This window comes from Aliivibrio friggae (assembly GCF_057368515.1).
This window is the reverse complement of sequence record NZ_CM170649.1, coordinates 336,776-349,837: the sequence shown is the minus strand read 5'-3', so window position 1 is coordinate 349,837 and position 13,062 is coordinate 336,776. Positions and strand designations below refer to the sequence as shown.

Genomic DNA, 13,062 nt, shown 5'->3' with positions numbered 1-13,062 from the left:
ACCATTTAGACTGATTATTATGAAAGCTTAAAGGTAGCTACTTTTTCACTTAAATTAACGGCTTGCTCTTTGAGTGAATGGGATTGATCTAAACTATCTGTTGAATCGATAACAAGTAGGTCTGTCACATCTTTAATGGATGTGACATTTTGAGTTATCTCACCAGTTACGTGAGTTTGTTCTTCAGCGGCTGTCGCAATTTGAGTCGCCATGTCGCTGATTAAAGTAACTGACGAGCTAATTTCTTCGAGTGCTAGTGTTGCTCTATCTGCGTCTTCTACAGAGCTATTTGCCAGATCAGAGCTACTTTTCATCAAGTTAACGGCACGACTTGTTGTTTGTTGAAGGATATCAATTGTCGATTTAATCTCTTCTGTTGATGTATGAGTTCGTTGAGATAACACTCGAACCTCATCAGCAACAACAGCAAAACCTCGCCCTTGCTCTCCTGCTCGTGCGGCTTCAATGGCTGCATTTAACGCAAGTAAATTCGTTTGTTCTGCAATACCTTGAATCGTCGCCAATACAGTATTGATTTCTTGAGAGTGTTGCTGAAGCTCACTGATTACCATGCTGGCTTCATTCACTTCATTTGCTAGGTTATTGATTGATGCTTTTGTTTCAATAACAAGAGAATGACCTTTTTGGGTACTGCTTGATGAGTTTTGTGCAGCTTCTGCCGTTTGTTCCGCGTGAGACGCAATTTCACGCGTAGCTGATGCCATTTCAGTTACAGCGGTAGCAACCATGGTGATTTCTTGCTGTTGAAGGTTTAATTCTTTCACTGAATTATTTACACGATTAGTACTTTGTTCTGAACCTTCAGTAAGTTGCTGCGATTGTAAACGGATATGTTGAATTAGTTGCTGAAGGCTCTCTACAAATGTGTTGAAGTTATTAGCTAGTTCACCAACTTCATCTTTATTTTCAACATGAATTCGTTGAGTTAAATCTCCACTACCATTGGCAATTTGAGTAAGGGCTTGAGAGACATTATTTAATGGACGGAATAAAATACTACACAGTAAATTGAATAGTAACGTACAGATAATGACGACAATCGCTGTGACTAGAACCTGTCCTGATACGGCATCAAATAGAGGGACAACTAGCGAGTCATAATTAATTACACTAATAGTGATTAAACTTGTGCCTTCAATTTTTTGAGCATACATAATGTATTCATCACCATCTATCTCAATAGAGATATTAGAGTGACTATTTGTTGCTTTTTGAATGGTGGAGAAATCCAAGCCTAAAGTAGAAACTGATTTATTTAGTAATTTTGTGTTCGGGTGTGTAAAAATATTACCTTTATCATTAGCAATGAACATAAACCCAGAACCAGGAATAATTACTTTTTCCATGCTGTTTAAGATATCAGTAATCTCAACGTCTGCGCCAAGAACCACTTGCTGACCGTGAAGGCTTAATGCCTTCCCTAAAGAAACAACATTTGCTCCAGTTGCAGCAGCAATGGTTGGATTATCCATAAATACTTTTGACGGTGTGGCAACTGCGTTTGTGTACCACCCCCACTTTCTTGGGTCATCATTACCAGGAGGTAGGATCACCCCATTCGCATTAGCTTGAGAACCATTTGGGTACGCAAGAAAAACGTTATCAAATTTTGCCGAGTCGCGGACTTGTTTTAAATGCACTTCAATAGTGTCAGCATTGGCTTCTTGAGGAAGTGCTGTGATGGCTCGTTCTTTTGATAAAATCCAATCAGTGACGTATTGATTATATGATGCAGTTGTACTTTCTAAGCGTTGTTCTACTTCGATATCTAAACGATCTAAAGAGGCTTTAAATGATAAAGCTTCAACTAATACTCCCCCAAGTATAATGGCCGCACTGGCTGAAATTGCGAGTTTATTTTTTAGCGATAAATTTTTTAGCATAATGTGTTTCATCTTTTGTTGTAATGATAATTATATAAATAATGTGTATTTAATATTTTAGTAATAATTTTTAGCTTCGAAATAAATAATGACACAAATAGTATATTGAAGATAATATTAGTGGCGAAAGAAGTATTTCTATTGTGAATCATTAAGCATTGTTCATACCGTTTCCATTTTTATTTTGAATATATGGATGACTTCAATGGTAAAATATAGTTTCTCTCTTTGTTCATTAGGATATTGTTAAGTTGAATACTTCATATAAATACACCGTAGCAGGTTGCTCTGCCATTTTATTATGGAGTTTAATTGTTGGGTTAATTCGTAATGTGACCGAGCAATTAGGGCCGATTGGCGGTGCCGCAATGATATACAGTGTTGGCTCGCTGTTTTTAATGATTGTTATTGGGTTACCAAAACTTAGTTTGTTTTCACCGCGTTATTTGCTGATTGGTGGTGGTCTATTTGTTAGTTATGAAATGTGTTTATCGCTAGCGCTTGGTATGGCAAACAGTCGTAATCAAGCCGTTGAGATGAGCATTATTAATTATTTATGGCCTTCATTAACGGTGCTCTTTGCTGTGCTTGTGAGCAATAAACCCGTAAGTAAGGTGATTTATCCTGCAATATTATTGTCTTTTTTTGGGGTTGCATGGACATTGAGTGGCGATAAAGGTTTATCTGCTTCTCAACTAATGGCTAATGCAGCAACCAATCCTATCAGCTATATGTTGGCATTTACGGGCGCATTTCTTTGGGCCATTTATTGTAATGTCACTAAAAAACTAGCTAATGGAAAAAATGCAATTACTTGGTTTTTTATCGCAACGGCAGTTTCCTTGTGGTGCAAATACGCAATCAGTGATGAAGGTGCAATCGTGATGACGAGTGATGCCATAATTGATTTATTGCTCGCTGGAATAGTGATGGGCAGTGGCTATGCGTTATGGAATATCGGGATTATTGGCGGCAACATGGTACTGTTAGCAACGTTCTCATATTTTACTCCTATCTTTTCAACGTTCTTTTCTGCGTGGATTCTAGACATTGAGCTAACAATGCAGTTTTGGCAAGGCGTTATAATGGTGACATTAGCGTCATTAATATGTTGGTGGTTTACTCGAGAACAAAAGTAATTATTGGTAAATATAAGCTATACATAGTAAGTGAAGCCCTTTATTTGCAACAAGGAATGTTTATGAAACTCGGACACAATTTCTCCAACCAAGCTATTGATGCGTTTATTAAGATCAGCGCTCTTTCTGTTCTGGTCTTATGGTGCTTTTCTATTCTTAAGCCTTTCTTATTATTGATGGTGTGGGGCGGTATTATTGCGACTGCTCTCTACCCAATTGTTGCTTATCTTGGTAAAAAAACGCCAATCAGTGAAAGTAAGTTGAGCATACTCTTAACCATTATTGGTGTCGCATTACTGCTTATTCCTTTAGTCGCGCTATCTACGGGAATTTATACCAGTGGAACGGAGTTATTTTTAGGATATCAGGATGGGACTATTGCGATACCTAAACCAAAAGAGAGCATGCAAGAGTGGCCAATTATTGGGCACGAGGCGTATTCGTTTATGTCTCTTGCGTCTTCAAATCTTGAAAGCCTGTTATTTAAATACAGCGCAGAAGTGAAAGTCGTTGCGAGTAAGGCTGCTTCTTTAGTCGGCTCTCTTGGTGGTGGTTTTATTCAGTTTATTATCTCAACCATCATTGCGGGTGTTTTCATGGCAAATGCCGCTAAATGCGAGCGTGCCTTCATTCTTATTTCAAATCGCTTAACCGGAGAGCATGGTGAAGCGCTAACTAAACTATCGAAAACGACGGTGAGAAGTGTCGTTCAAGGGGTTATTGGTGTTGCCGTGATACAAACGACTATGGCCGGACTTGGTATGGCGGTTATTGGTATTCCTGCGCCAGCACTTGGTTTGTGGGTATTCTTAGTGCTTGTTTTTGCTATTATTCAATTGCCACCGATTTTAGTCCTTTTACCTGTTATCTTTTATGTTTTCAGTGTTGATACCACTACATCAGGCGTGTTATTTGCTGTTTGGTGTGTATTGGTGAGCAGCAGTGATGCGATATTAAAACCAATATTATTGAGTCGTGGCTCTCATATTCCAATGATTGTTATTTTACTTGGGGCATTAGGAGGGATGGCGATGTCTGGTATCGTTGGTTTATTTGTAGGGGCGGTAGTTCTGAGCTTGACCTATCAATTACTAATAGTATGGTTGAATAGTGAAGCGGAAGGGAAGAATACGTAGTCCTGGGCTGTGAGTTAACTCTATACATTGATGATCACAGTTATGTATATGATTTGTTGTTAATTGTAATAAATCATATTTATAGACTATGAGAACTATTTCCTCCTGATATAGTCTTATTAAGAGTTAATTTGGGGAGTAGATAATGGCGAACATAGTTGTATTGCATGGTTTATATATGCATGGCGTAGTAATGAAGCCTCTTGCGGAACGATTGAAAAAGAAGGGGCATACCGTACAAGTCATTAGCTATAATTCACTGCGTATTAATGAAATGGTACTGTTTAAACGCATTCATAGTTGCCTATCGGTGTCTAAAAAAAACGTAGTACTTGGACACAGTTTAGGTGGCATTTTAGCTGTGCATTTTGCTAACTATCATCAAGACATTAATACCCCTTTAGACTCTATTGTAACCATTGGTTCTCCGCTTCAAGGGGCTTCTATTGCGAAAGAACTTCAAAGTAAAAAATTGGGTTTTATATTAGGAAGCTCAAAGCAGCAGGGCTTGGTCGATGTGGCTACATTGACAGCCAATTGTCCTATTGGCTCTATTGCAGGGACATTACCTATTGGTTTACGCCCGCCAATGATACGAGATCATCAACCTTCAGATGGGACAGTGACAGTTCAAGAAACTCTACTTCCAGAGCTGACAGATCATTTGTGTTTAAAATATTCCCACACGAGTTTGCTTTATGCGACAGAAACAGCAAATCAAGTGGATTACTTTATTGAGAATCATAAGTTTAAAAAAGAAGAGAAGTCAGAGGAAGAGGTGGCATGAGAAAGTAGATAGTCCGTTATCTACTTCTATCGTGTTTGATAAAGTATGGATTAATCCAATTCTTGATCTTCAAGCTGGCGCTCTTTACGTAATCGAGCTTCTTCCATTACGGCGTTGATTTCAGCCATCAAACCGTCAACATCGGCATCTGCTCCATCATCAATAAATACACCAGTAAGCTTGGTGTTTGGAGTCAGTTCGCCTATTTCATACAGCGCCCACATTTCTTTAGCGTATTCAGTGCCAAGTAATTCAGGTGCGTATTGTCCATAGTACGTCGTCATGTTATTTACATCACGCTCAAGCATCCACTTTGCATTGTTGTTTGCAGAAGCATCTACCGCTTGAGGTAAATCGATGATCACAGGGCCAAGATGATCGACTAAGACGTTAAATTCAGATAAATCTCCATGCACAATCCCCGCACATAACATACGAGTGACGTATTGGATCATTAAATCATGGTCACGTAGCGCTTGTTCTTTGGTTAATGTAATGTCGTTTAAACGAGGGGCTACAGAGCCTTCATCGTTTGTCACTAATTCCATTAAGAGAACACCATCAAAACAGCCATAAGGCGTCGGTACACGAACGTCAGCTTCAGATAGCTTGTATAGCGCATCAATTTCTGCGTTTTGCCATACCTTCTCTTGTTCGTCTCGTCCGAATTTAGAGCCTTTTTCCATTGCACGAGCTCGACGACTGTTTTTTACTTTTCGTCCTTCACGGTACGCTACCGCTTGTTTAAAGCTACGTTGTTCAATCTCTTTGTAGACTTTGGCACATTGAATATTATCGCCACTACGTACAATGTAGACCGAGGCTTCTTTACCACTCATTAATTGGGTTAGAACTTCATCTATTAAACCATCTTCAACTAATGGTAGTAATCTGTTTGGTATTTTCATTGCACCTCATATGAGCATAGATAGACGTCGCAACTTGTGACGTATTTTTGAGCTATGTATAAACTTCAGTAGGGCATTATGCCTATATTTCTCTTGGTCACAAGTTTTGGTTAGTAGTTATTTATTGTCTTGTTTGTGATCACGCTGCGATTTCTTTTTGTTCAGAGATAATTTATAGACTACAGATCCGATCTAACACAAGTTTTTCAGAGGTTATTTCTGGTATGTTTTTTATCTCTTTCGTAATCGCATTGCTTATTTTTCTTAGATTGAGAATAGGTTAAGTAGCGATGTTAAATAGACATAAGGCAGTTAGAAGATGGATATTTTATTATTAAGTAACGGTAAGATCGCGGGTAATAATTTTGTGATGGAATTTGCAAGTGAAGCGATTGTTGAGCAAATTCAACGAACAAAAGCTAAGAATCTTGTGCTTATTCCTTATGCCGTTATTCGCTCTAGTCATGATGATCGTGTTGCCTTGGTTCAACAAACATTTGATCACCTTGGGTTAGATTGTAAAGTTACAGGCCTACACCGTTCAGAAGATCCTGTAAAAACCATTCAAGAAACGGATAGTATTTTAGTGAGTGGCGGTAATACCTGGGTGTTAAATAAGACTTTGCATGATTTAGGTTTAGTTGGCCCAATTCGTAAAGCGGTATTAACTGATGGGGTTCCATACATTGGCTGGAGCGCTGGGACTAACATCGGTTGTCCAACGATTCGTACGACCAATGATATGCCTATTATTACAGGGGCTATTCTTCCTTCATTGAATCTAGTGCCATTCCAAATTAATCCTCATTATCTAGAAGCGTCTGTTGAAGGGCATTTTGGTGAAACGCGTGATGAGCGTATTCAAGAATTTCTAGAAGTGAATAAACATGAGCCAGTGGTAGGGATCCCAGAGGGCACATGGTTACATATCCATGATGGTAAACTGAGTTACCACACAGCCAATGAAAAGCCATTGAAGTTGTTCTCTCACGGTAAAGATCCTGTTTATTACACTGCTGAAGACGATATACAGTTCTTAATGGAACACAGCTGCTAGTCATGAGCTTATAAAGTGATAAATTAAGAGAAGGCCAAGTTATCAAATAACTTGGCCTTTGTATTTTTTAGCTGTCACTGAGGTTTGCAAGCACCACATCGGCTGCTTCTAATGCCCCTTCTAAATAGCCACCATTCTCTTGTGCGGCTTCTGTTCCTGCAAAATACCAATGAAATTTATTCAACGCTTTTGCTGATGCCGGTAATCCATAGTGAGGGTGAGTGCTAGGAGCTTGATGATCAGCTTCTGTTGCCGTTAATGTTTCTTGGCTCCAATCTAAGAGTTTAATATCAATGGGAGTACTAGCTTTTGAACCAAAGATCCTCGTTAGTTGCTCAATGGCTGCTTGTTTGATTAATGCCTCACCTGCTTTTGCACGAGTAGCCGCATCAATACCAACAAATCCAAATAAAGCCCCTACACCTTCAAAGGTACTTGCGTCATGAATTTCAACTAAGGGTCCAACACGACTGCTTGCTGAGCCTGATAATCCTTCTTCGCGCCAGAAAGGATATTCATAGATAGCAAAGAACTTTGCGTGTGCAGCCATCCAAGTGGTGGTTGCAGAAAAACGCTGTGTTAACTCATAAGGTAATGCTGGAGTAAAAGAAATACTTTCAGCTAATAAACGTAAAGGCAGGGCAAAAATGACCTGTTCAGCTTCAATGCTTTCCTGTTTATTATTGTGATTTATCGTTACAGTGGATTGGTTTTTCTCATGGTATTCAACATGGGTTACTTTACGGCTAAGTTGTACTTTATGACTTGGGAGCGCCGCTAGTAAGGTATCTACCAAGCATTGCATTCCCCCTGCAATTCTCATTGATGTTGGTGATTGCTCAAACCCTGATTCATAACGAATAGGGGCGCTGTTTGATTGGTTTTCTAATAAATAAGCACCTTGTGAGTACTGTGGAAAAATAGGCAGCATTAAATCATCAATCAATTGAGTGATGCGAGGATGCATTTGCGGCCAAAACCAAGAAGGGCCCATATCTACCGTATTGAGAGGTGAGGTTGGTAACTCAAGACCAGTAATAGATGAGGATAAAATACGGCCACCAACACGTTCTCTGGCATCAAGTAATAGGTAGTCTTTACCCATTTTTTCAAGTTGGTATGCCGTGTATAAACCACTAAGACCCGCGCCAACAATAAGATGTTTGGTTTTCATTATTCGTTACCTACGCTTGTAGTTGATGTAAGTGGTGCCCTGTTTTTATCCATACGAGACACTCTGTTTGAGCCGTCGTAGCTTGTAGTGAATGCCCGATAGGTAGACGTAACCAATCAAATTTTTGATAGTTAATACCTTGGTGAGTAAATTCGCCCTCTACGATAAGAATTTCTATTCCACCGTGGTTTTCTAGCGCAATATTTTGGTCCTCTTTCCATTTTTCAAGGCGAACGCTCTCTTGCTTAAAGTTGTGTAGAGGCTGAAATAATACCCCTGTACGATTATCGTCTTTAACAAACTCTTGTTCTTGAGTTTTGATATGTACCGGTGTGATATCCCCTTCTTGATATTGACCTAGCTTTACTAAAATCATGCAGCCATCTTTTACTATTGGCGCGTGAGATGTGCCGACAGGGTTGCGCATATAAGTGCCAACAGGATAACTGCCATATTCGTCAGCAAATATCCCCTCAAGTACTAAAAACTCTTCACCACCAGTATGAACGTGCGATGAGAAATAGCTGTTTGGTTCGTAATTTACCAAGGTTGTTGCGGTTGCAATTTCACCGCCATCACGCTCTAGCATTTTTCGAGAGACTTCTTTAATTGGAGAGAGAACCCAAGTGGACTGAGTAAAAAATACGTTCGCTTTTTGGGATAAGTCAGTATGTAATTTCATGGTAAACCTGCGTGAATGGCGAGTAATTAAGTCTATTGTGTAATGTTTATCTAGGCGTAACAAATCAGAACTTCTATACTATCGATAAAGATTTTCTTTAGTGTCTTGTTGTAGGGTAAATAGAATATTATGAAAATTAACCATTTGAATGGTCTAAGAGCCTTTGAAGCGGCAGCAAGACATCTGAGTTTTTCTTTAGCGGCAAAGGAGTTAAATGTCACTCCTGCAGCGATAGGGCAGCAAGTGAAATTACTGGAAGAGTGGCTTGGTGTCTCTCTGTTTGAGCGACGCTCTTCTGGTGCTTCTCGTTTAGTATTAACCAAGGAAGCTCTGCAAGGTTTACCTGATATTACACGTGGATTTAACGCTTTATCACAAGGGCTAAGCCAGTTAAAACCGATAGAGGTCAACCCTATTTTAACGGTTGCCGTTAGTCCTGCCTTTGCTGCTAAATGGCTATTAATGCGTATTGATGACTTTCAAACGTCATACCCTGAATGGGATCTCCGGTTAGATACCAATATTCGAACGCTTGATTACCTTGCTGAGAGCATCGATATTGGCGTCCGATATGGAAAAGGAGATTGGGAAGGGTTAGAAAAATCATTATTAATGACAGAGTCTGTCTTTCCTGTTTGCTCACCTGATTTAGTAAAGAAGGGGCTGTTTAGTTTAGATAACCTTACAGATTTTCCCTTATTGCATGATTTGTCTTTACCCAAAGAGAGTGGGTTTCCTTCTTGGTCTAGTTGGGCAAAGAAAAATAATATCCATAATATAAATACAGAAAAGGGACTGAAAATTAATAATTCAGCGTCTGTTATTCAAGCGGCGATCAGTGGGCAAGGCATAGCATTAGGTCGAAGTGTATTAGTGCAAGATGATTTAGATTGTGGTCGACTAGTTAAGCCCTTTTTTGACTTGAAATATCATATAGAATTGGCGTATTACATTGTCTGGAAATCAAATGGACTTGAACATGAAAAAGTTAAGGTATTTAAAGATTGGCTACATCAACAATCAGGCAAAGAGTAAGGAGTTAGCACGTGAATGCAATTGGGGTTAGTTATATTTATTGTGAATAATTACTGTTTTTCTCGTTTTATTATGTGTATTTAAAAGGATTCTTATAGACCTCGCTCCCACATTTTTTTAGAACCGTTAGTATAAAATATAACATAAGTGATAATGGTTTTTGTTAATCTTACTCTCCATTTTTGTTACCAAAATATTAGTAGCCGTCAATTATATGGAAAATTATGCCAACTAAAACATTGATAACTTATCTATTTACCCCTCTAATAATTTTTGGTGGCTGGTCCTCTCTAGCTGCTGCCAATACTGTAGTTACGCCACTAAAAACCTACGCCCAAGCACCTATACATTCTAATACATTAACTACTGAACTTCGTTCTGCTTTTGCTATGAAAGACGATAGTGTTGAGTTATTTGCAACAGGGACAATAGCGAGTGTATGGGCGCATTCTGAAAGCTTTAATATGGATTATTATCAAAATCAAGCCATAGTAGGTGCTCAATGGCAGGTGACAGAAAAGTTTAAAGCTGAGTTAAAATACCAATATAGTTATGCGGCAGATAATGGGTTAGATTCTTTTATTTACGGCTTTCATGACCTGTTTGGTATTGGTCATAATGGACGAGATGAGGTAGCTGAAGATCGTTTTAGCATTTCAGTTCCTAAATATGGTATTGAGATCCATGATTTTGAGAATGAAACGTTAGCGAGTGCTTTGCATAGCTATTTGGAATATCAGGTATTTGAAAATAAGTATAATGCGGTGAGCCTAGGGGCTAGCTTATATCTTAATCAGGTTAATAGTGGACCATTTAAGCGTGATAGTTTTGAGCAGGGTTTACAAATTAACTACAGCTTTAATTATGAAAAACACGCTTTATTTTCTACGGCAGGGATGACTTTCAGAGACAGTGATGCCGCAGGAAACTCAATGCCATATAAGAACAGTACACTTGCGTTTGCTATTGGTTATGGCTATGTGATCACGCCATCTCATCATATCATTACGTCATATCATTTTTATGAAGGTGAGATTGATGATGGAGGGGACTTCTCTGAACCATCACATGAATACGTACTGGGTTATCGTTATCTTTTAGGTTCTGCGGCATTTGAGTTTTCAGCTATAGAGAATGCAGTGAATATGGATAACTCAACCGATATCGCATTTACCTTTGGTGTTCGATATATGTTGTAATCACTAAATCAAACCAAATGAAGATAAAATAAAGATCCCAAGCGTACAAGTGACTAATGATGCCACTGTCGTTTGGGCTATAATGTTGGCAGCCAGTGTTGAATTTCCACCCATTGCTCTTGCCATGACATAACTAGCGGCAGCAGTTGGAGCTGCACTCATAAAGAATAAAAGTCCTAAATCTACCCCCCTAAAGCCGAATAATATCCCTCCTGTCGTGATTAATAATGGACTTAATATTAGTTTGTAACTGCTTGCAAACCACGTTGCTAGGCTGTCTTCTTTCATTGAAGTTAGATTGAGTGAACCACCGGCGCATAATAGTGCTAATGGTAAGGTCATGTTAGCGAAATATTGTCCTGCTTGAGTAACCATCTTAGGAATTGGAATAGAGAGAAAAGAACATACAACGCCCAATAAAATCGAGAGAATTAATGGGTTCTTAGTCAATGTTTTTACTATTACACTAAATGCTTGTTTTTCGTTATGTTCATCTTTTGGAGTCAGTGCGATCACGGCTTGAATATTGTAAAGCACGGTTGTAGCAGCAACATAAATAGCGGCCAAGGCAACCCCGGGATCACCATAAGCATTAGCAACATAAGCGAGGGCAATAATCGCAGTATTAGCTCGAAAGCCACCTTGGATAATCACGCCATGATCTTGTTTGTTTTTAAAAACAAGTTTAGTTGAAAAAGTTGTGAATAAGAAAAAGAGAAAGTTAGTGATTAACCCGTAAATAATTAAACGACTGCTGGATGAGAAATCATGATCCGCACTAACAATACTTAAGAAGAGCATCGCAGGCAAAGTGACTTGGAATACGAGCTTAGAGGCGATTTCAATAAAGTTATCGTTAATTAAGTTAATACGTTTAAGAACCACCCCCAAAAACAACATTAGACAAATAGGGCCAGTAATTGAGGCTGAGAACAGTAATTGAGTTATGAGGTTATCCATAGATCTTTTCTTATTAGCTTCCCTAGTAAGTGTTTATTTTACACACAATATATAAAAATTCAGTTATAGATGGGGTGATTTAGCATTGTTTGAGATGAATGTTGATATTAGGTTAGGTTTTGGCGCATAAGCATTGAATTGATGTTGGCGCTATTCTCAATCTTTTCTGCGTAATTACCTCAGCCATGATCTATTCGAGTTGAAATGAGTAAAGATCTGGCAGCGGTTTTCCCATAAACTAGTTAGCTTTATGCTGAAAAATAGGTGAATAGTTGCACTTTTTGATGATGTTAAAAATGAGGAGAAACTGAGAGCATTATCAATTGTTAATTTGGTCTATTTATTTGGATTTTTAGCCATTTTTGTTTGGTGGAAATGGTTGATGTAATGCCTTTTTAGTTGATTTAAAGCCTCTGCAATCGAGGCTTTTTTATTAAAATATAATCTCCAAAGTTACTTGATTAGCTCAAAAAATAAATTTCCATATTTTATTTCTTTAAATTTAATTTTCATTCCCGATACGTGTAAACCAGAAAATCTATTATTATTTAATTCGACATAAATGGGCGGAGTAGATAATCTATCTGTTACTTGGAAACAAGGGTCATAGAGCGCTTTTTCTGAATAGTTAACTACAATTTCACATGCAGAAAAAGAACGATGGTCATTTTCTCCCTTATCCCAACAAACAAGTTCTATAGAAGCCTGATCTACTGGGTCTAACTTATAAGTATCGCCAACTTTTGGAATTTCTCTCAGATTACTTAATGACTTGAACGGGTATATATTATCGGCAAAAGTAGATGGCGATATCAGAGTTAAAAGTAACAACGTTGATATTTTTTTCATAAAATCCTTCTTTTATATTTCTAACCTTTCGTTCGGATTTTATATGAATAATTACGCTTATGCTCCTGTAGTTTATTGCAGGTTTATCTTTAATTATTAATATTATTTTTATATAAACTGGTAATAAAATCGTCATATTTTGTGTGGTTAGTAATATTATTAATAATAAATTCAATCGCAGCTAATAAATAATCATCTAAAAAATTAACACTTTCTTAAATATTATTCTAAC

At 38.1% G+C, this 13,062-nt stretch carries 12 protein-coding genes; 6 read left to right on the top strand and 6 right to left on the bottom strand.

Features of this window, described 5'->3' with window-relative positions; all coding sequences use genetic code 11:
- Positions 1-17: 17 nt before the first annotated feature.
- Entirely contained in the window at positions 18-1,904 is a 1,887-nt protein-coding gene (locus AC2INI_RS15070; protein WP_486306287.1) for a methyl-accepting chemotaxis protein, read from the bottom strand.
- 251 nt (positions 1,905-2,155) lie between these two features.
- Here AC2INI_RS15070 and yddG point away from each other — a divergent pair, with 251 nt between their 5' ends.
- The 3 genes from yddG to AC2INI_RS15055 all read left to right on the top strand — a co-directional run bounded on the left by yddG (position 2,156) and on the right by AC2INI_RS15055 (position 4,966).
- A complete protein-coding gene (yddG, locus tag AC2INI_RS15065; RefSeq protein ID WP_486306286.1) occupies positions 2,156-3,043 on the top strand; it encodes an aromatic amino acid DMT transporter YddG in 888 nt (295 codons plus the stop codon).
- 62 nt (positions 3,044-3,105) lie between these two features.
- On the top strand, positions 3,106-4,179 hold the full coding sequence (locus tag AC2INI_RS15060; RefSeq protein ID WP_486306285.1) for an AI-2E family transporter: 1,074 nt from the start codon (positions 3,106-3,108) through the stop codon (positions 4,177-4,179).
- A 145-nt stretch (positions 4,180-4,324) separates the two neighbouring features.
- A complete protein-coding gene (locus tag AC2INI_RS15055; protein WP_486306284.1) occupies positions 4,325-4,966 on the top strand; it encodes a lipase family alpha/beta hydrolase in 642 nt (213 codons plus the stop codon).
- 50 nt (positions 4,967-5,016) lie between these two features.
- Here AC2INI_RS15055 and AC2INI_RS15050 read toward each other — a convergent pair whose 3' ends face one another.
- On the bottom strand, positions 5,017-5,874 hold the full coding sequence (locus AC2INI_RS15050) for a PA4780 family RIO1-like protein kinase (RefSeq protein WP_122032259.1): 858 nt from the start codon (positions 5,872-5,874) through the stop codon (positions 5,017-5,019).
- A 319-nt stretch (positions 5,875-6,193) separates the two neighbouring features.
- On the opposite strand from AC2INI_RS15050, the gene pepE reads away from it, so the two are divergent.
- The gene (gene pepE / locus AC2INI_RS15045; protein ID WP_486306283.1) at positions 6,194-6,931 is read left to right on the top strand and encodes a dipeptidase PepE; all 738 of its coding nucleotides are present in this window, start codon (positions 6,194-6,196) and stop codon (positions 6,929-6,931) included.
- Positions 6,932-6,998: 67 nt separating this feature from the next.
- On the opposite strand, the gene AC2INI_RS15040 is transcribed toward pepE, so the two are convergent.
- Together AC2INI_RS15040 and AC2INI_RS15035 are read right to left on the bottom strand one after the other, a co-directional pair.
- Positions 6,999-8,105: a flavin monoamine oxidase family protein gene (locus AC2INI_RS15040; RefSeq protein ID WP_486306282.1), complete on the bottom strand. Its 1,107-nt coding sequence runs from the start codon at positions 8,103-8,105 to the stop codon at positions 6,999-7,001.
- 10 nt (positions 8,106-8,115) lie between these two features.
- Positions 8,116-8,787, bottom strand: coding sequence for a cupin domain-containing protein (locus AC2INI_RS15035; RefSeq protein ID WP_486306281.1), 672 nt, complete (start codon positions 8,785-8,787; stop codon positions 8,116-8,118).
- A 129-nt stretch (positions 8,788-8,916) separates the two neighbouring features.
- Here AC2INI_RS15035 and AC2INI_RS15030 point away from each other — a divergent pair, with 129 nt between their 5' ends.
- Together AC2INI_RS15030 and AC2INI_RS15025 are read left to right on the top strand one after the other, a co-directional pair.
- Positions 8,917-9,822 (top strand): LysR substrate-binding domain-containing protein, encoded by a 906-nt coding sequence (locus AC2INI_RS15030; RefSeq protein WP_486306280.1) that lies wholly within the window; start codon positions 8,917-8,919, stop codon positions 9,820-9,822.
- A 224-nt stretch (positions 9,823-10,046) separates the two neighbouring features.
- The gene (locus tag AC2INI_RS15025; RefSeq protein ID WP_486306279.1) at positions 10,047-11,021 is read left to right on the top strand and encodes a DUF3187 family protein; all 975 of its coding nucleotides are present in this window, start codon (positions 10,047-10,049) and stop codon (positions 11,019-11,021) included.
- 3 nt (positions 11,022-11,024) lie between these two features.
- On the opposite strand, the gene AC2INI_RS15020 is transcribed toward AC2INI_RS15025, so the two are convergent.
- Entirely contained in the window at positions 11,025-11,981 is a 957-nt protein-coding gene (locus tag AC2INI_RS15020) for an AEC family transporter (RefSeq protein WP_486306278.1), read from the bottom strand.
- A 453-nt stretch (positions 11,982-12,434) separates the two neighbouring features.
- Positions 12,435-12,830 carry a hypothetical protein gene (locus AC2INI_RS15015; protein WP_486306277.1) on the bottom strand — a complete coding sequence of 132 codons (396 nt, stop codon included), beginning with the start codon at positions 12,828-12,830 and terminating at the stop codon, positions 12,435-12,437.
- Positions 12,831-13,062: the final 232 nt, after the last annotated feature.